Here is an 18,444-nt window from a genome sequence, read left to right as displayed (position 1 = left end):
ATCCGCAAAAACTACCGGTCGGTAGCAACTCCGGAATATCCTTCTGACCATGCACGTGACGACGCCTGAGCGCGTGACCACGGCCCATGTGACCTCCAGCGGGGAGACCCAGGAGATCAGCACGCCGTTCACCGGCGAGCCGCTGGCCCGGATGCCCCTTTCCAGCGCCGACGACGTCAGCCGCGCCCACGCCCGGGCCCGCGCGGCCCAGGCCGAGTGGGCCGCGCGGCCGGTCGCCGAGCGCGTGCGCCCGTTCCTGCGGCTGCACGACGCGCTGCTCGACCGCCGCTCCGAGGTCCTCGACATCCTCCAGGACGAGACGGGCAAGGCCCGCCGCCACGCCCTGGAGGAGGTGCTGGACGTCGCGGGCTGCGCGCTCTACTACGCCCGCCGCGCGCCGCGCCTGCTCGCCCCACGCCGCCGGCAGGGGATCTTCCCGGTGGCCACGCGGGTCAGCGAGCTGCGCCCGCCGAAGGGGGTGGTCGCGCTGATCTCGCCGTGGAACTACCCGCTCTCCCTCGGCGTCACCGACGCCGTGCCCGCCCTCCTCGCCGGCAACGCGATCGTCCACAAGCCCGACACGCAGACCGCGCTGTCCACCCTGTGGACCATCGAGCTGCTGGCCGAGCTGGGCATGCCCCGCGAGATCTGGCAGGTCGTCCTCGGCGAGCCCGCCGAGGTGGGCGAGGCGCTGCTCGACGGCGCCGACTACGTGGCCTTCACCGGCTCCACCCGCGGCGGCCGGAAGATCGCCGAGGAGGCAGCCAAGCGGCTCATCGGCTGCTCGCTGGAGCTCGGCGGCAAGAACCCGATGCTGGTCCTCGACGACGCCGACCTCGACCGCGCCGTCCAGGGCGCCGTGCGGGCCTGCTTCACCAACGCCGGCCAGCTCTGCCTGTCGATCGAGCGGCTGTACGTCCACACGAGCGTCTTCGACGCCTTCGCCGAGCGCTTCGCCGCCCAGGCGCGCGGCATGCGGCTGGCCGCCGGGCACGACTGGTCGGCCGACATGGGCTCGCTCACCTCGCGCCGCCAGCTCGACACCGTCACCGCGCGCGTGCAGGACGCGCTGGCCAAGGGCGCCACGCTGCTGGCCGGCGGCAGGGCCAGGCCCGACGTCGGTCCGCTGTTCTACGAGCCGACCATCCTCACGGGCGTCACCGAGGACATGGACCTGTGCCGGGAGGAGACGTTCGGCCCGGTCGTCGCGCTGCACCCGTTCTCCTCCGACGACGAGGCCGTGGCGCTGGCCAACGACACGGTCTACGGGCTCAACGCCTCCGTCTGGACCTCCGACCCGGCGCGCGGCCGCGCCCTGGCCGCCCGCGTCCGGGCCGGCACGGTCAACGTCAACGAGGGGTACGGCGCCGCATACGCCTCGTACGACGCGCCGATGGGCGGCATGAAGGCGTCCGGCCTCGGCCGCAGGCACGGCGCCGAGGGGCTGCTGCGCTACACCGAGGCGCAGACCGTGGCCACGCAGGCGCCGTGGCTCGGGTTCGAGCCGCCGGGCGGCATGCCGTACGAGAAGTGGGCCGGCGTCCTGGCCGGCACCCTCAAGACCATGCGCCGCCTGCGCCTCAAGTGACGGCGGGGAATACCCGCGGCCCTCGCCGTGTCGTAGCCCACCATGGAGATGCGTTATGTGGGCGGCCCCACGGCGGTACTGAAGATCGGCGGCGTGCGCCTGCTGACGGACCCGACCTTCGACCCGCCGGGTGACTACCCGATCGGGCAGCGGGTGCTCACCAAGACCGGCGGCCCGGCGTTCGGCCCGGACGAGGCGGGCCCGGTCGACGCCGTGCTCCTCTCGCACGACCATCACCCCGACAACCTCGACCGGGCGGGCCGCGCCTACCTCGCCGCCGCGCCCCTCGTGCTGTCCACCGCGTCGGCGGCCGAGCGCGTCGGCCCGCCCGTGCGCGCCCTGCCGAACTGGGACCACGTCGAGCTGCCCCGCCCCGACGGCGGCGTGCTGCGGATCACCGGCGTGCCCGCCCAGCACGGCCCCGACGGCAGCGAGCACCTCGTGGGCGAGGTCACCGGGTTCGCGCTGAGCGGCGACGGGCTGCCGACGGTGTACGTGAGCGGCGACAACGCCTCCCTCGACGTGGTGCGCGCCATCGCCTCCCGGGTGGGACCGGTGGACGTGGCCGTGCTGTTCGCGGGCGCGGCGCGCACCCCGCTGGTCGAGGGCGCGAACCTCACGCTGGCCGCCGACGACGTGGTCGAGGCCGCCGGCCTGCTGGGCGCCCGGCACGTGGTGCCGCTGCACTTCGAGCACTGGGCGCACTTCTCGCAGGGACGCGACACGCTGGCCGCGGCGCTGGCCCCGCTGGGCGACCGGGCCCGCCTGCTCGCCCCCGGCGAGCGGATCACCCTGTCCTGACCGCGATGCCTCAGCCGGGGAGCGTCTCGCCGCCGATCGGGGCCAGGATCTCGCCCGTGTAGTACGACGACAGGCGCTCCGCCGCGAAGAACACGTACGACGGCGCGATCTCGTCCGGGTGCGCGGGACGCTCCATCGGCACCTGCTTGCCGAACGAGCCCACCTTCTCCTCCGGGAACGTGGCCGGGATCAGCGGCGTCCACACCGGCCCCGGGGCGACCGCGTTCACCCGGATGCCCCGGTCCACCAGGTTCTGCGCCATCGAGTAGGTGAAGGCGTTGATCGCCCCCTTGGTGGCGGCGTAGTCGAGCAGCGTCTTGTTGCCGCGCAGCCCGTTGATGGAGGAGGTGTTGATGATCGCGCCGCCCTCGCGCAGGTGCGCCAGCGCCGCCTTGGTGACGCGGAAGTAGCTGTGGATGTTGACCGCGAACGTGTACTCCCACTGGTCGTCGCTCAGCTCCTCCAGCCCCTCCACGGGCTTCTGGAAGGCCACGTTGTTGACGAGGATCTCCAGGCCGCCGAGCTCCTGGACCGTCTGCTGGACGACCGACGCGCAGTGGTCGCGGTCGCTCAGGTCGCCGGGGATGAGCACGCAGCGCCGCCCCTCCTGCTCGACCAGCTTGCGCGTGTGGTTGGCGTCCTCGTGCTCGGTCAGGTACGCGATGGCGACGTCCGCGCCCTCCTTGGCGAAGGCGACGGCGACGGCCCGGCCGATGCCGGAGTCGCCGCCGGTGATCAGGGCGCGCCGGCCGGCGAGCAGGTCGCGCCCCACGTAGTCGCGCATCTCGTCACGCGGCTCGGGCGTCATCTCGCCGCTGCGGCCCGGGTACGGCTGGGACTGCTCGGGTGGTGTGCTGTTGGATTGTTCGGCCATGCCGAGCGCTTGCCCTCGAGCGGCCGGGCCTAACGTCGCGCCGGCGGGCGGCCCTGATGCCGCGTCCTCAGCCGAGCGGGTGGCTGACCCATACGTTGGGCTCCACGTAGACGGCGTGATCGTGCGTCACGTCGCAGTGGACGGGCGTGAGGGCGCCGGGCACCTCGACCGGGCCGCTGCGCTCGAACGGCAGGCCGGTCCAGGCGCGCCACTCGGCGAGCGATCCGGCGATCACCATCGAGCGGGACGCCACCCGCACGATCCTCCCGCCGGCCCGCACGTGGACGCGCAGCCAGGCGTCGTGCGGCAGGCCGTCGGGGCGCGTGCGGAAGGCGTACTCCTCCATGGGGGTGTGCGGCTCCAGGTGCTTCTGGTTGGGCCGGACCGGCGCGACCAGCTCGGAGAAGCCGAGCCGGGCGGCGTGCTCGCGCATCGCGGCGACCATCTGCGGCGACACCCCCGACCCGAGCCGGTCGCGGCGCACCGTGATCTCCAGGGCGCTGACGCGGTCGGTCCCGGCGGCCGAGTCGCGGGCGATCCGGCCCCGGCGGATCACGGTGTCCCAGCCGCCGTCGGGCAGCGGGTCGTCCTTGCCCGGGTACGGGATCATGCAGCCGCGCGCCACGAGCCGGCCGGGCTCGGCCTCGTCGTCGGCCACGAGCACGAAGTCGGCGAAGGCGCCCGCCGCGGCGGGGTAGAAGAAGTCCGCGACGGGGTCGTTCATCATGAACCCGGCCCACGCGTGGTCCATGTCCCAGAGCGTGGAGGCGAACTCGGGACGCTCGGCGAGCGTGGTGATCCGCAATGGCATGCGGATCATTGTCACATCTCGGACGGCCGCTGCACGGGCTGATGCTCGGTCTTGAAGATGAGGGTCGTCTCCAGATGGACGATCTCCTGGCGTACCAGGAACTTCTCCAGCACCAGCCGGTGCAGGTGGTCGGCGTCGGCCACCGCGACGTGGACGAGGAGGTCCTGCGGGCCGGCCACGTGGAACAGCGTGATCGTCTCCGGCAGCGCCAGCACGAACGCCCGCAGCGGATCGACGAGCCGGCTGGCGTGCGGCCGCACGCGCAGGGCGAGCAGCGCCTGGAGCGGACGGCCGAGCCGCGCGGTGTCGACCGTCGCGCGGAAGCCGGTGATGATGCCCCGGCGGCGCAGCGAGCGCACCCGTTCCAGCGAGGTGGAGGGGGCCACGCCGAGCCGTTCGGCGAGCTCCTTGTTGGGCAGCCGCGCGTCGTTCTGCAACTCGGCGAGGATCGCCAGGTCGATCGAATCCAGTGCGGCGTCATGCTTCATGGGCGGCCTCCCGTTCGGGGAGGGTAGCCGTTCGCCGACGGATCGACCACCGATGCCCGGCATGCGGACAACCGGCGGAATGGCGCCCCGGAGTATTGCGCAATTGCGAAGGCTTTTCCCTTCGCGTCATGCCGCGCTTTTCCGCTGCTCGGGGATTGTTCCTTTTGATGGTGAGAATGGTGCACTCATAAAGTTGGAGATTCTATGAAATGCACTGGACTGACCGGTGAGTTGCTGTAGCGTTCGAGGCGAGTGCTAGGGAGGATTCGGTGCGGGAACTCTCCGGCAAGGTCGCGGTGGTCACGGGTGCGGCGAGCGGCATCGGCCGGGCGCTCGCCGTCAGATTCGCGAGTGAGGGCATGTCCCTGATGCTGGCCGACGTCGATCCCGGCGGGCTCGCGGAGACGGCGACGCTGGCGGGCGACACGAAGGTGCTCACGCAGATCACCGACGTCTCCGACGAGGCCGCCGTGCTCCATCTGGCCGACCGGACCTTCGGCGAGTTGGGCGCCGTCCATCTGCTGTGCAACAACGCGGGCGTCTACCAGGGCGGCCACCTGTGGACCCGTACCCGCGAGGACTTCACCTGGGTGCTCGGCGTCAACCTGTGGGGCGTGCTGCACGGCATCAACGCGTTCGTCCCCCGCATGATCGAGCAGGACACCGAGGGCCACATCGTCAACACGGTGTCGGTGGCCGGCCTGTTCGCCGGGCCGCACGCGGGCGGCTACGCCGTCAGCAAGTACGCCGCGTTCGCCGCCTCCCAGGCGCTCGCCCACGACCTGGTGGCCTCGGGCTCCAGGCTCCGCGTCACCGCCCTGTGCCCCGGCGCGGTCCGCACGCGCATCAACCACTCCGGGCGCGTACGCCCGTTCGACCTGACCGTCGCGCCCAGTCCCGACGAGCTGGAATCCCAGGAGCGGGTGGACGCCGGCGTCGCGCGCGGCATGGATCCGGCGCGGGTCGCGGACATGGTCGTCGACGCCGTGCGCGAGGAGCGCTTCCTCCTCCTCACCCACCCCGAGTACGGCGGGAGCATGCGCCGGCAGACCGAGACCCTGCTGTCCGGCGGCCTCCCGACGCTGCGCGGGGCGGCCCGGGAGGCGTGACCCGGACGGGGGCGTGACCAGCGGGGGCGGCCGGTCAGGGACGAACGCGGCCTGCCGATAGACTGGTGACACCGCATTCGCCTCTGGGGGGTTTCTTCGGTGTCTGAGTTCGACACAGTTCTCGTGGTCGACTTCGGCGCGCAGTACGCGCAGTTGATCGCGAGGCGGGTGCGCGAGTGCCACGTCTATTCCGAGATCGTCCCCTCGACCATGCCGGTCGAGGAGATGCTGGCCAAGCGGCCCAAGGCGATCATCCTGTCCGGCGGCCCCTCGTCGGTCTACGCCGAGAACGCGCCGGCCGTCGCCGACGGCCTGTTCGACACCGGTGTGCCCACGTTCGGCATCTGCTACGGCTTCCAGGCGATGGCGCGCGCGCTCGGCGGCGAGGTCGCCCGCACCGGCGTCGCCGAGTACGGCGGCACCCAGCTCGACGTGCTGTCCGAAGGCGTCATCTTCGCCGGCCTGCCCGCCACGCAGAAGGTGTGGATGTCCCACGGCGACAGCGTCAAGGCCGCGCCGGCCGGCTTCCAGGTGACCGCCTCCACGCGCGAGACCCCGGTCGCCGCCTTCGAGCACCGCGAGCGCGGCCTGTACGGCGTGCAGTTCCACCCGGAGGTGCTCCACTCCGAGCACGGCCAGGCGGTGCTCAAGCACTTCCTCGACGCGGCCGGCTGCCGCCCCACCTGGACCATGCTCAACATCGTCGAGGAGTCCGTCGAGGCGGTGCGCAAGCAGGTCGGCGACGGCCGGGCGATCTGCGCCCTGTCCGGCGGCGTCGACTCCGCCGTGGCCGCCGCCCTGGTCCAGCGCGCCATCGGCGACCGGCTGACCTGCGTCTTCGTCGACCACGGGCTGCTGCGCAAGGGCGAGGCCGAGCAGGTCGAGCGCGACTTCGTGGCCGCCACGGGCGTCAAGCTGCGCGTCGTCGACGCCGCCGACCGCTTCCTCAAGGCGCTGGAGGGCGTCAGCGACCCCGAGGAGAAGCGCAAGATCATCGGGCGCGAGTTCATCCGCGTCTTCGAGGACGAGCAGCGCGCCATCCTGGCCGACGGCCCGGTCGACTTCCTGGTGCAGGGCACCCTCTACCCCGACGTGGTCGAGTCGGGCGGCGGCACCGGCACCGCCAACATCAAGTCCCACCACAACGTCGGCGGCCTGCCCGAGGACCTCCAGTTCACCCTGGTCGAGCCGCTGCGCACGCTGTTCAAGGACGAGGTGCGCCGCGCCGGCGAGGAGCTGGGCCTGCCGGCCGCCATGGTGTGGCGCCAGCCGTTCCCCGGCCCCGGCCTCGGCATCCGCATCGTCGGCGAGGTCACCCGCGAGCGGCTCGACCTGCTGCGCGAGGCCGACGCGATCGCCCGCGAGGAGCTGTCGCGCGCCGGCCTCGACCGCGACATCTGGCAGTGCCCGGTGGTCCTGCTGGCCGACGTCCGCTCGGTCGGCGTCCAGGGCGACGGCCGCACCTACGGTCACCCGGTCGTGCTGCGCCCCGTCACCTCCGAGGACGCGATGACCGCCGACTGGGCGCGCGTGCCGTACGACGTGCTGGCGCGTATCTCCACCCGCATCACCAACGAGGTCCGCGAGGTCAACCGGGTGGTGCTCGACGTGACGAGCAAGCCGCCGGGCACCATCGAGTGGGAGTGACGGCGGGCGGTGCCGGCGGCTCGTCGCGGCGAGTTCTGGCGTCCCCTGGCGGCGGCTCATGACGGCGGGCGATGGCTCGCCGGACGGGACCGGCTCCGGTCCGATCCCGCCGCGTGACCTCCTCGACCGGATCTCCGGCCATGGGGCGATCCAGATCGTCCTGGCCGCCTCCGACGGCCCGATCCGGTTCACCGACCTGGAGCGGGCGGTCGAGGGGGTCAGCCGGCGCATGCTCACCCTCACGCTGCGCCACCTGGAGCGTGACGGGCTGCTGGAGCGCCGGGTCCATCCGACGGTCCCGCCCGAGGTCGAGTACCACGCCACGCCGATGGCGCTGGAGCTGCGCGAGGCGCTGCTCACGCTGACGGACTGGGCGCGGCGGCACGGCGCGGGAGTGGAGGCCGCCCGCCGGAGATACGACGCCCGCCAGTCCGCCGCCACGTCCACCTGACCCGTTACCTGGCCTGACCCGCACCGGGCTCACCGCCATGACGTCCTCGCCCCGTGCGGAGGGTGCTCGCGCGAGGAGGGGCCTGCCTGCACCAGAGGTCGCGGCCCTTACCGGCGGGGTCTCAGGCGGCAGGCCCGAACCAGCGGGTGAGGGCCGTGCGCAGCGCCCCCAGCTCGCCCTCGTCCGGCTCCGGCGAGGACGACGCCCAGGCCACGTACCCGTCCGGGCGCACCAGCAGCGCGCTCACCCCGTGCGAGGCGCCGGAGCAGCGCCCGGTGACGGTGCGGACCCGGTCGTACCGGCCGGACGCCTCCTTGGCCGCCGCCGCGTCCCCCGTGAAGTCCAGCAACAGGGGCCGCGCCGTCCGGGCCAGCTCGGCGAGCCGCACGGGGCCGCCGTCCGCCTCGATCGTCAGGTCCGGCGCGAAATGGCCGGCCAGCGGATGCGCGTCCGCGCTCCCCATGTCGTAGCGCACGTCGGACCCCGCCATCGTGGCCGCGATGTGGCGGGCGTTGCCCGGGTCGCGCAGCAGCTCGGCGAACAGCACGCGCAGCGCGGTGGTCTCGGCGCCGGGCGCGATGAGCGCCGACTGCGCCTGCGTGTGCGTGACGACCCGCTCGGCCGCCGGTCTGCGCTCGCTCTCGTACGTGTCCAGCAGCTCCTCGGACGCCTGCCCCCGGACGACGGCGGCCAGCTTCCAGCCCAGGTTGACCGTGTCCTGGAGGCCCAGGTTCAGGCCGGGGCCGCCGATCGCGCTGTGCACATGAGCGGCGTCGCCCGCCAGCAGCACCCGCCCGGCGCGGAACCGGTCGGCCAGCCGCGTGTTGCCGCCGGTCAGCAGGCGCAGCAGATGCGGCCCCTCGCCCTCCGGCGGCCCGAAGGGCAGGTCCACGCCGAGCACCCGGCGAGCGCTCTTCCGCAGCTCGTCCAGCGACATCGGCGGCGGCTCGCTCTCGCCGGAGCCGCCCCATTCCATGGTGGTCAGGATCGTCGGGCGGCCGGGGAACGGGCCGTACGCGATCAGGCCGTGCTCGGTGCGATGGTGCATGAACGGCGGGATGACGCCGTAGCCGGGGACGTCGAGCCCGCCGGTGGCCCCGTCGATCAGCGACTCGGGCACCGACACGTGCGCGCTGCGGGAGACCGTGTCGTCCCTGGTCACGCCGGGGAAGCCGATGCCGGACAGCTTGCGCGCGAGGCTCCGGCCGCCGTCCGCGCCGACCAGGTAGCGGGCGCGCAGCCGGTACGGGCCCCCGGGCCCCGCGATCTCGGCGGTGACGCCCTCCGCGTCCTGGGACAGGCCGGTCAGCTCGTGTCCCCGGCGGATCTCGACGCCCAGCTCGGTCGCGCGCTCCTCCAGGATCTGCTCGACGCGGCGTTGCGGCACCCCGAGGATGTGGAGCGGGTTGTCCTCCACCGCGCTCAGGTCCAGCGGCAGGGCGCCGAACACGAAACCGGGCACGGGCCGGGGCGGCTCCGCGCTGCCCGTGAGCCGTTCGTGCAGGCCGCGGTGGTCGAGCAGCCGGACCACCTGGCCGACCAGGCCGTTGGCGCGGTTCTCCTCGGCGCGGGCGGTCAGCCGCTCCAGCACCACGGGCCGCACCCCGGCCAGGCTGAGCTCGCAGGCCAGCATGAGCCCGTTCGGGCCGCCGCCCGCGATGACGACGTCGGTGCTGTCGTGGGGGTAGGGGTCAGTGCTCATGGCGATCCTCCTGATCGTCGTGATCGACCTGATCGTCGAAAGGGCATGACGCATCGGCCCGGCGGCGCCGGGCTTCGTACGATGTGGGATCTTGTGAGTGTCGGAGGGGCTACGGGGCGGTGAGTCCTGTGGCGAGCCGGCCGAACGCCTCGCGGATCAGCTCCTCCATGGGCGCGTCCGGGGTGTGCAGCCGCTGCTGCGTGACCGCCGAGATGGCCGCGCCGATGGCGCCCGCGACGAGCTTCGGGTACAGGTCGGTGGTGACGTCGGTGCCCGTGCGTTCGGCGACCACCTCGGCGAACTCGGCCTCCGCGGCCATGTACGCCTTGGCGAACTCGCCCTGCAACGCCGGCTCGGCGAGCATCAGCTTGAGCCCCGCCGCCCGCTGGCCGGACGCGTCGCCCTGCGGTTCGAGGCCGAGCGCGAACTGGGAGAGCGCCGCGTCGATGATGGCGTCCCACAGCGGCTTGTCCGCCGGCTGGGCGCGCAGCTCGGCCGCGATCGCGTGGGCCCGCTCGACGTGCCGGGCCGCGATCGCCTCTCCCTTGCTGGAGAAGTAGTTGTTGAAGGTACGGGTGGAGACGCCCGCCGCGGCGGCGATGTCCTCCACCCGTACGTTGTCCCACCCGCGCTCCACGGTGAGCTGGATGGCGGCCCAGCTCAGCGCGATGCGCGTCTCTCGCTTCTTGCGCTCGCGCAGACCCGGGCGCTCACGGTCGTCGATTCCCACGGTCTCCACCATACATAAACTTGCGGGCTCGGCAAATATGCCGGGTCCGCAAAATTTATCCGCCCTCGGCGTCCGTGGCCGCCTCGGAGCCCTTGGCCGGCTGGGGGCTCTTGGCTGCGTCGGGACTCTTGGCCGGTCCGGTGGCCGGTCGTCTCGTCCCGCGCAGCAGCCGTACCAGGCTGCCGAACAGCAGCGGCACCATGAGCATCCCGACGAGGAGCGGCGTGGCCATGTACCGGAAGTCCTGCGCCGAGATGTTGGCCAGCACGGCGAGCTGCTGCCCGGCCACCACCGCCACCACGGCCGGCACGTACCTGTTGCGCAGCGCCCACGCCGCCAGCCCCGCCGCGAGGTACGACAGGTACGCCCACGTCGCGCCCCGCCACAGCCACCAGTCGTAGCCCGGCTCGGCCGAGGTCACCAGCCACGAGTCGGCCACCCGGTGCAGGTGCTCCGACTTCGGCCGCAGCGAGAACATCCACCGCTGCGGGTAGTCGGGCACCTTGTTCGGGCCGACGTACGTCTCGGCGCTCGGCCGGCGCGAGAAGTGGTACGTCTCCCCGCCCACGGCCCACTCGTTCTCCACCGGGCTCCAGGCGATCGAGCCCCGGCACAGGCGGGCGTCCACGACGTCCATGGGCCGCTGCGTGAGCAGCCGCCGCCACAGGTCCAGCAGCTCGCCGGCGTGCCGGTCGGCCTGCGGCCAGCTGAAGTCGCGCCGCCAGATCAGCGGGTTGATCGTGTAGCAGGTGCCGCCCTCGCTCCACCGCGACAGGGGGGCGACGGAGGTCATGAGCGTCCGGTCGCGGTCGTCGAACAGCTCCGGATGCTCCCGGTAGAGGACCGCGATGTCGCCGTACGCCGTGTGGTACACGTACGTCTTCGACGGGGCCTCGATGCCCACGCGCGGCAGCACGAGGTTGGTCAGCAGCAGCGGCACGGCCGCCGCGACCAGCCCGGTCACCGCCAGCCGTACCCGTGCGCCCTTCACCACGACCAGCATCACCGCCACGGCGACGCCCACCACGAGGAAGCCGTTCGCCCGGAACAGCCCCAGCGCCAGCATGAGCGCCCCGAGGCCGGCCAGCCGCCACATGGTGACGCGCCGGGCCGCCGCGAGTCCCGCGCAGGACGCCGCGATCGCGACCGCGCACAGCGTGAACGGAACGTCCTTCCACAGCGCCACCGAGAACGCCCCCACCGGAGGCAGGAACGGCAGCACGACGGCCACGGCCGTCGTCGCCAGGCGAGGAGCGCCGAGCGCCTTCAGCGCGGCGGCCAGGTAGGCGAGGGTGGCGGCCATCGCGGTCGTCTGCAGCAGCGTGACCGCGCCGATGTCGCCGGTCAGGCGCACGCTGAGCCACAGCAGCGCGTCGTAGGTCACCGAGTGGTCGCTCACCCAGGGGCCGACCATGGTGTGGCTCAGGTACAGCACCGAGTCGCGGCTGAACAGGCCCGGATAGTACGCGAGCCACCAGCACGCGAGCACGGCCTGGATGGCGAGGAAGGTCGCGAGCGTCGCCCAGCGCGATGGCTTCGCGGTCTCCGTCAGCATGTGCTCCCAATCCCGGCTGCCGGGGCCGTCGCCCCGACCTGCTTACTACCGCGAACTAGGGAAAACTCACACCCGCGTCCGGCGTTCTGCCGCCGAGCAGGGTGGGGACGGTCACCAGGTGGTAGCCGCGCTTCTTCAGCTCCTTGAGGATCGTCGGCATGGCCTGGACCGTCTGCGGGACCGTGTCGTGCATGAGGATCACGCCGTTGGGCTTGGCGAGCCGCAGCACCGCCGCCTTGATCTTCGCCGGGTCGCGCAGCTTCCAGTCGAGCGTCGTGCCCGTCCACAGCACCTGCGAGAGGTCCTGGGAGCCGGCGAGCCGCAGCACCCGGTCGTCGGTGTTCCCGTACGGGGGCCGGAACATCCGCGGCCGGCGGCCGGTCACCTGCTGGATGGCGTCCTGGGTGAGCCGGATCTCGTCGATGATCTCCTGGTCGAGCAGGGTCGGTAACGACGGGTGCGAGTAGGTGTGGTTGCCGATCGCGTGCCCCTCGGCCATGGTCCGCTTGACCACCTTGGGGAGCTCCTCCACGTGCTTGCCCATGAGGAAGAACGTGGCGGGGACATGCTCGCGCTTGAGCACGTCCAGCAGGGCGCCGGTGCGCTTGCCCGGGCCGTCGTCGAAGGTCAGCGCGAGGCAGGTCACCTTCGCGCAGTCGACCCGCGCCTTCGCCCCCGCGGCCGGGGCGTCGTTCGACACGGCGGCCGGTGCGCCGCTCACCACCAGTGAAGCCGCCAGCAAGCCCTGAATCACCACAGGAGCCACCTTATGGCCAAACCCTCTGCCCCGCGTGCGCCCCGGCTCCTACGCGCGAACGGCAGGAGGAGTGACGACCTCCCGCCACTTTCAACGTATAGCGGGCCGGGGGGCTTGCGGCAAGACCCGGGTCGTGCCGCAGAATCTCCGACCGAAGCGCCCGAGGGCCGGCAACCTGCGCGCTCACCTGGCCGTTGACGGCCACGATGACGTACATGGGGGAAACAGTGGTTGATACGGACAGCAGTGCAACGACGTCCTTCTCGCTCGGTGGCTCCGTGCTGGGATTCGAGGAGATCGACCAGAGCCGGGTCGCGGTCGTCGGGGGCAAGGGCGCGCATCTGGGGGAGCTCTCGCGGATCGAGGGCATCCACGTGCCCGCCGGCTACTGCGTGACGACGGACGCCTTCCGGCGGGTCCTGGCGGACGCGCCGTCGCTGGAAGACCGGCTCGACCGGCTGTCGCGCCTGGCCCCGGACGACCGGGACGCGATCGGTACGCTCAGCGCGGAGATCCGCGCCGCCGTCGAAGGGATCCCCATCCCTGACGACCTGGCGGCGGAGATCACTCGCCCGCTCGCCCGTCTGAACGAGCAGGCCGCCTACGCCGTCCGATCCAGTGCGACGGCCGAGGACTCGCCGACGGCCTCCTTCGCGGGCCAGCACGACACGTACCTGAACGTCGTGGGACCGGAGGCGATCCTCCACCACATCAGGTCGTGCTGGGCGTCGCTCTTCACCGAGCGAGCCGTGACCTACCGCCTGCGCAACGGTTTCGACCACCGCAAGGTCCACATGGCCGTGGTCGTGCAGCGGATGGTCTCGCCGGACGCGTCCGGCATCCTGTTCACGGCCGACCCCGTCACCTCGAACCGGAAGGTCGCCAGCGTGGAGGCCGGCTTCGGCCTCGGCGAGGCCCTGGTCTCCGGCCTGGTGAACGCGGACGTCTACAAGGTCCGCGACGGCGAGATCATCGACAAGACGGTCGCCGCCAAGCAGTTGGCCATCCACGCCTCGCCGGAAGGCGGGACACGGCGGCAGGCGATCGAGCCGGAGTCGCAGCGGCAGCCGGCGCTGACCGATGCGCAGGTCGTGGCGCTCGCGCGGCTGGGCCGGCGGATCGAGGCGCACTTCGGCCGCCCCCAGGACATCGAGTGGTGCCTGGTCGACGGTGGCTTCCAGATCGTCCAGAGCCGGCCGATCACCACGCTGTTCCCCATCCCCGCAGCCGGGGACGGAGCCGACCACGTCTACGTCTCCGTCGGTCATCAGCAGATGATGACCGACCCGATGAAGCCCCTGGGCCTGTCCGTCTGGCAGTTGACCACGCCACGGCCCATGTCCGAGGCCGGCGGGAGACTGTTCGTCGATGTCACCGAGGGCTTGGCGTCACCGGCCGGCCGCGAGGTCCTCCTGGAGACCCTGGGGAGGTCCGATCCGCTGATCAAGGACGCGCTGCAGACCGTTCTCGACCGCGGCGACTTCGTCCCGGCACCGCCGGAGGAGGGGGCCGGCTGGCCGCCCGCCGGTGGCGCGCCGGCTCCGATCGAAACCGATCCGGCCATCGTCGACGAGCTGATCGCGGGCAGCCAGGCGTCCCTGGCCGCGGTCGAACGCGACATCCGGTCGAAGCACGGGTCGGAGCTGTTCGACTTCATCCTGGAGGACTTGCGGGAACTGAGGCGGCTCCTGTTCGACCCGCGGAGCCTCCAGGTGATCATGGCGGCGATGGACGCGACGTGGTGGCTCAACAGGCAGCTGCACACGTGGTTGGGCGAGGAGAACGCGGCCGACGCACTCACCCAGTCCGTCCCCGGCAACGTCACGTCGGAGATGGGACTCGCCCTCCTGGACGTCGCGGATGCGATCCGCCCGCATCCGGAGGTGGTGGCCTTTCTGCGGGACGTCGAGGACGAAGATTTCCTGGACGAACTACCCGAACTCCCGGGCGGGCGCGAGGCGCGGGACGCGATCCGGGCCTACCTCGACAAGTACGGCATGCGCTGCGTCGGTGAGATCGACATCACGAGGCCGCGCTGGAGCGAACGCCCCGTCACCCTCGTGCCCGTGATTCTCGGCAACATCGAGAACGTCGAGCCCGGCGCCGGCCGGCGGCGCTTCGAACAAGGGCGACAGGAGGCGCGGAAGAAGGAACAGGAGCTGCTGGAGCGCCTGCGGGCCCTGCCGGACGGGGAGCGGAAGGCCGAAGAGACCAAGTCGATGATCGACCGCCTGCGGACCTTCGCCGGGTACCGGGAGTATCCCAAATACGGCAAGGTCAGCCGTTACTTCGTCTACAAGCGGGCTCTGCTGGAGGAGGCCGGGCGTCTCGTGCGGGCCGGCGTGCTCCGTGACCGGGAAGACATCTTCTACCTCAGGTTTCAGGAGCTGCACGACGTCGTACGCACCGGACAGGTCGACGACCGGCTCATCCGCCGGCGCAAGGAGGAGTTCGGCGCGTACCAGGCGCTCACGCCTCCCCGAGTGCTCACCTCGGACGGCGAGGCCGTCGCCGGGTCGTACCGACGCCAGGACGTGCCGGCCGGCGCGCTGGTCGGTCTACCGGTGTCCGCCGGGAACGTCGAGGGGCGCGCCCGCGTCATCCTGGACATGACCGAGGCCGACCTCGAAGCGGACGACATCCTGGTCACCGCCTACACCGATCCGAGCTGGTCGCCCGTGTTCGTCAGGGTAAAGGGGCTGGTGACGGAGGTGGGCGGCCTGATGACCCATGGCGCGGTGATCGCCCGGGAGTACGGCTTGCCGGCCGTCGTGGGGGTGCAGGATGCCACCCGGCTGATCCGGGACGGGCAGCGGATCCACGTGAATGGAACGAACGGGTACATCGAGATCCTGTCCTAGCGTTCCGTGGGATCTCGCTGGCCGGGCGGCGGCGGGGCCTACCGCTCGGCGCGCCCGCGACGCTCGACGCCGCCGGGCCGGCCGGGGCGCCGCGAGCCACGGCGCCGGGGGGCGGCCGCGGTGGCCGTGGGCCTATAGGTCTGCTGGGTCCTGCGAGTAGGTCTGCTGGGACCTGCGGGCGATGAGACCCATCGGCCTGTCGGCTTACTGGATGGTCACCAGGCGGGAGAACTCGGCCGGCAGGTCGACGCCGTCCCACACCCGGTGGAACCCCAGCGCCTTCCCGATCGGCACGATCCTGTCCAGCCCGCGCCCGCCCAGCGCCCGAGCCAGCCCGGCCAGCTCCTCGCGGGCGAACCCGAAGTGCGTCAGCGTCTGATCCTTGCGCCGCACCACGTCCGCCAGCTCATCGAGCGAGCTGAGCCGGGCGTGCGCGAACGTTCCCGTGCCGAGCCACCGCCGCGGAGCCACGCCGGGCGTCGTCAGGATCACCTGGGCCAGGACGTTCCCGCGGAACTCGACCGCGTCCGCCACGCCGTCGGCCGCCAGCCCGTACGCGGCCACCCGTTTCTCGACGGCCATCGCCGTGTCCACCGTCCACCCGCGCCGGGCCACGGCCTCCGCCAGACACGCGGCGAACCCGTCGCGGGCCACGTGACACTCGGTGGGGGAGCCCACCCAGAAGACGGTGCCGGGGGAGGAACAGGCGGCCTGGTCGAACCAGTACGCGTCGACCGCGAACCCGTCGGCCACCGCCTCCCGCGTCGCGGGCGTCGCCTCCAGCCACGCCCGCGCGCGGATCACCGCGAACGACGACCGGTCGGGGAAGGCGAGATCGAGGGCGTGCGGGGCCAGCGGGTGCCGGCGGATCTCGTTCACCGTACGGTCACCGCCCCAGATCACCCGCAGGTCGCACGCCGCCGACAGCACCGCTGTGGGTCCCGCCGCATTCCCGGGACCGGGGGCCGTGGAGGCGACGGGCTGGGGGTGACTGACGGAGCCGGTTCGAGGCTGTTTGCCGGAGTCGTGGCGGTCGTGGTCGCTCTGGGAGTGATCGACGGAAGCGTGGTTGGTGGAGTCGGTCTGACGGTGGTCCAGGGCCTGGTCAGCGGCGGTGGGGCGTTCGAGCTGCTTGGAGAAGGGCTCGGCGTGGCTCTTGCGCGGGGCGGCCCTGTGGTGCTCGTAGGAAACGATGCGCTGGGTGCGGGCCACGACCGGATCGGCGTCGTCGAGCGCCTGGCGCATGATGTCGAGGATCGCCTCGGCCGCTCCGCCCGCGCGTGCCGACAGCCGGACGACGTTGCGGTTGCCCATGAGGGCGGAAAGGGCCCAGGAGTAGACGAAGACGGTGTCGACGTTCGCCGGAGCGACGTGGAACACCAAGCCACGCGGCACCCGCAAGAACTCCCCGGCCCCGGCCGCGCCGGTCTGCCGCGGCTCGTCGCCTCGCGGCAGGCCCGCCGCTCGCTCCAGCTCGCTCCGCCGCAGGAAGAATCCGAGGGACGCCAGCTCGGGATGCCGCCGCGCCACCTCGGGCGCCCGCAGCCTCCGCCCGACGTCCTCAAGGAACGCCCGCATCCGCTCGTCGCCCACGACCAGCCTCGGCGCAGCGGCCATGTCGTCAAGCAGCTCCCACACGCCGACGGCGCCCTCAAAGGGAAACCGCACGTCCACCGCCCCCTCCGAGAGTGATCGCGCCCCGGCGCCGCCGTCAAAGCGGGATCGCGAGCCGGCGCCCTGCTCGGAGCGGTACCGCACGCCGTCGGACCCCTCTTCAGGGGCCCGTGCGGGGGTGGGGTCGGCGTCGCCCGTCATGCGGCCGCCGTCCCGTCCGTGGCGTCACCACGTTCGGACGTTCGCGGAGACGTCGGCGGCATCGGCCTGTCCGCGGCGGCATCGCGCCCGTTCGCCTGTGGAGACGCCTGCGGAGATGCCTGCGGAGGCGCTTGCGGAGGTGTCTGCGGAGGCGCTTGCGGAGGCGTCCGCGCCACCATCGACCCGCCCCACGAGTCGCCCATGATCGCGTCCGACGCCCCGCCCGTCGGTGCGCCCATAGTGTCGCTGCACCCCCGTGCCTCCGCGCGCGGCAGCCGGCCCAGCACCGAGAAGCGCTTGCCCGGCCAGATGCCGTCGTCCACCCCGTGGATCACCCCCAGGTCCTCGGTCAGCAGCACGTGCCCCGGGTACGACGTCGGCAGCGTGCTGACCACCTCGATCAGCCCGGGAACGCCCGGCGGCGCCTCCTCCCACGTCTCCGGGTCGCGGATCACCACGTCGGCGAAGTCGGGACAGTACAGCCCGTCTCCCTCCGGCCCCTCCAGGAAGATCGTGCCGATCTGCTCCACCATGCCGTAGAAGTCGTGGATGCGGGTCAGCCCGCACTCGCTCGCCAGCCGCCCGCGGAACTCCGCCGCGTCCACCGCCCGTTCGGCCAGCTTCTTCCACCCGCCGGAGTGGATCAGCACGCCGCGCGACAGGTCGAGCCCCAGCTCGCGCAGGTGCAGCCACACCATGTACGTGAACCCGAAGATCAGGAACGGCCGGCCGCCGTGCCGCGCCAGGAACGCCTGCACCGCCGCCGCGTCCACCTCGCCGCCGTCGTCCAGCACGAAGGTGTGGTCGCGACCGAGGTTCATCATGCCGAGCACCCCGGCGCCACGCGCGCTCAGTGTGGCGGCGCGTACGACCGAGCGGGTGTCGACGATCAGCATGGGCAGCCGCCGCTCGCCGAGCACCTCCCGCAGCGTCGCCGCCAGCATGCGCGGCTGCGCCGCCGCGGCGTGCCGGTCGAGGTGGACACGGCTGGGCCGTTGCCCGGTCGTGCCGCTGGAGGTGAGCACCCGGAACACCTCCTCCTTGGGCACGCTGCGCAGCTCGTGCGTCTTGAACATCCGCACCGGCAGCCACGGCAGGTCCGCCACGCGCTCGTACGGCCCGTGCGACCCGATCGCCGCCAGGATCCGCCCGTACGGCGGGCAGGCGTGCCGGTGCCGCTCGGTCAGCTCGGCCAGCCGGGGCACCAACGCCCACTCCCGGTCGTCCGCCGTCAGCGTGAAGACGCTCATGCGGT

At 72.4% G+C, this 18,444-nt stretch carries 15 protein-coding genes; 6 read left to right on the top strand and 9 right to left on the bottom strand.

The annotated features are described in order from the left end of the window. Positions 1-49 precede the first annotated feature (49 nt). Both HTZ77_RS03020 and HTZ77_RS03015 read left to right on the top strand, forming a co-directional pair. Entirely contained in the window at positions 50-1,588 is a 1,539-nt protein-coding gene (locus HTZ77_RS03020) for a succinic semialdehyde dehydrogenase (protein WP_175587834.1), read from the top strand. Between the two features lie 42 nt (positions 1,589-1,630). Beyond that, complete coding sequence (locus tag HTZ77_RS03015; RefSeq protein WP_175587833.1) at positions 1,631-2,389, top strand: MBL fold metallo-hydrolase; 759 nt, start codon at positions 1,631-1,633, stop codon at positions 2,387-2,389. Positions 2,390-2,399: 10 nt separating this feature from the next. On the opposite strand, the gene HTZ77_RS03010 is transcribed toward HTZ77_RS03015, so the two are convergent. The 3 genes from HTZ77_RS03010 to HTZ77_RS03000 all read right to left on the bottom strand — a co-directional run bounded on the left by HTZ77_RS03010 (position 2,400) and on the right by HTZ77_RS03000 (position 4,562). Beyond that, positions 2,400-3,263, bottom strand: coding sequence for an SDR family oxidoreductase (locus tag HTZ77_RS03010; RefSeq protein ID WP_175587832.1), 864 nt, complete (start codon positions 3,261-3,263; stop codon positions 2,400-2,402). 67 nt (positions 3,264-3,330) lie between these two features. Then, a complete protein-coding gene (locus tag HTZ77_RS03005; RefSeq protein ID WP_175587831.1) occupies positions 3,331-4,074 on the bottom strand; it encodes an N-acetyltransferase in 744 nt (247 codons plus the stop codon). 11 nt (positions 4,075-4,085) lie between these two features. Continuing rightward, positions 4,086-4,562: an Lrp/AsnC family transcriptional regulator gene (locus tag HTZ77_RS03000; RefSeq protein ID WP_175587830.1), complete on the bottom strand. Its 477-nt coding sequence runs from the start codon at positions 4,560-4,562 to the stop codon at positions 4,086-4,088. A gap of 269 nt (positions 4,563-4,831) precedes the next feature. Here HTZ77_RS03000 and HTZ77_RS02995 point away from each other — a divergent pair, with 269 nt between their 5' ends. The 3 genes from HTZ77_RS02995 (at position 4,832) to HTZ77_RS02985 (ending at position 7,769) form a co-directional block, all read left to right on the top strand. Further along, positions 4,832-5,671 (top strand): SDR family NAD(P)-dependent oxidoreductase, encoded by an 840-nt coding sequence (locus HTZ77_RS02995; protein WP_175587829.1) that lies wholly within the window; start codon positions 4,832-4,834, stop codon positions 5,669-5,671. Positions 5,672-5,770: 99 nt separating this feature from the next. Further along, a complete protein-coding gene (gene guaA / locus HTZ77_RS02990) occupies positions 5,771-7,318 on the top strand; it encodes a glutamine-hydrolyzing GMP synthase (protein WP_175587828.1) in 1,548 nt (515 codons plus the stop codon). A gap of 58 nt (positions 7,319-7,376) precedes the next feature. Further along, positions 7,377-7,769, top strand: coding sequence for a winged helix-turn-helix transcriptional regulator (locus HTZ77_RS02985; RefSeq protein ID WP_175587827.1), 393 nt, complete (start codon positions 7,377-7,379; stop codon positions 7,767-7,769). Positions 7,770-7,890: 121 nt separating this feature from the next. Here HTZ77_RS02985 and HTZ77_RS02980 read toward each other — a convergent pair whose 3' ends face one another. The 4 genes from HTZ77_RS02980 to HTZ77_RS02965 all read right to left on the bottom strand — a co-directional run bounded on the left by HTZ77_RS02980 (position 7,891) and on the right by HTZ77_RS02965 (position 12,513). After that, a complete protein-coding gene (locus HTZ77_RS02980; protein ID WP_175587826.1) occupies positions 7,891-9,471 on the bottom strand; it encodes an FAD-dependent monooxygenase in 1,581 nt (526 codons plus the stop codon). A gap of 109 nt (positions 9,472-9,580) precedes the next feature. Next, positions 9,581-10,201 carry an acyl-CoA-like ligand-binding transcription factor gene (locus HTZ77_RS02975; RefSeq protein WP_328808389.1) on the bottom strand — a complete coding sequence of 207 codons (621 nt, stop codon included), beginning with the start codon at positions 10,199-10,201 and terminating at the stop codon, positions 9,581-9,583. 55 nt (positions 10,202-10,256) lie between these two features. Then, the gene (locus tag HTZ77_RS02970) at positions 10,257-11,756 is read right to left on the bottom strand and encodes a hypothetical protein (protein WP_175587824.1); all 1,500 of its coding nucleotides are present in this window, start codon (positions 11,754-11,756) and stop codon (positions 10,257-10,259) included. 55 nt (positions 11,757-11,811) lie between these two features. Then, the gene (locus HTZ77_RS02965) at positions 11,812-12,513 is read right to left on the bottom strand and encodes a polysaccharide deacetylase family protein (RefSeq protein ID WP_175587823.1); all 702 of its coding nucleotides are present in this window, start codon (positions 12,511-12,513) and stop codon (positions 11,812-11,814) included. Between the two features lie 278 nt (positions 12,514-12,791). Here HTZ77_RS02965 and rph point away from each other — a divergent pair, with 278 nt between their 5' ends. Beyond that, positions 12,792-15,374: a rifamycin-inactivating phosphotransferase gene (gene rph / locus HTZ77_RS02960; RefSeq protein ID WP_328808388.1), complete on the top strand. Its 2,583-nt coding sequence runs from the start codon at positions 12,792-12,794 to the stop codon at positions 15,372-15,374. 204 nt (positions 15,375-15,578) lie between these two features. Here the strand turns inward: rph and HTZ77_RS02955 are convergent, their stop codons facing one another. Both HTZ77_RS02955 and HTZ77_RS02950 read right to left on the bottom strand, forming a co-directional pair. Then, the gene (locus HTZ77_RS02955) at positions 15,579-17,042 is read right to left on the bottom strand and encodes an acyl-CoA reductase (RefSeq protein WP_328808387.1); all 1,464 of its coding nucleotides are present in this window, start codon (positions 17,040-17,042) and stop codon (positions 15,579-15,581) included. A 143-nt stretch (positions 17,043-17,185) separates the two neighbouring features. Next, positions 17,186-18,439 carry a LuxE/PaaK family acyltransferase gene (locus tag HTZ77_RS02950; RefSeq protein ID WP_235994135.1) on the bottom strand — a complete coding sequence of 418 codons (1,254 nt, stop codon included), beginning with the start codon at positions 18,437-18,439 and terminating at the stop codon, positions 17,186-17,188. Positions 18,440-18,444 lie beyond the last annotated feature (5 nt).

Origin of the sequence: Nonomuraea montanisoli (assembly GCF_013363975.1) — a bacterium.
Lineage (GTDB): Bacteria > Actinomycetota > Actinomycetes > Streptosporangiales > Streptosporangiaceae > Nonomuraea > Nonomuraea montanisoli.
Note: the sequence above shows the minus strand (reverse complement) of the source record. Positions and strands in the feature narration are given on the sequence as shown.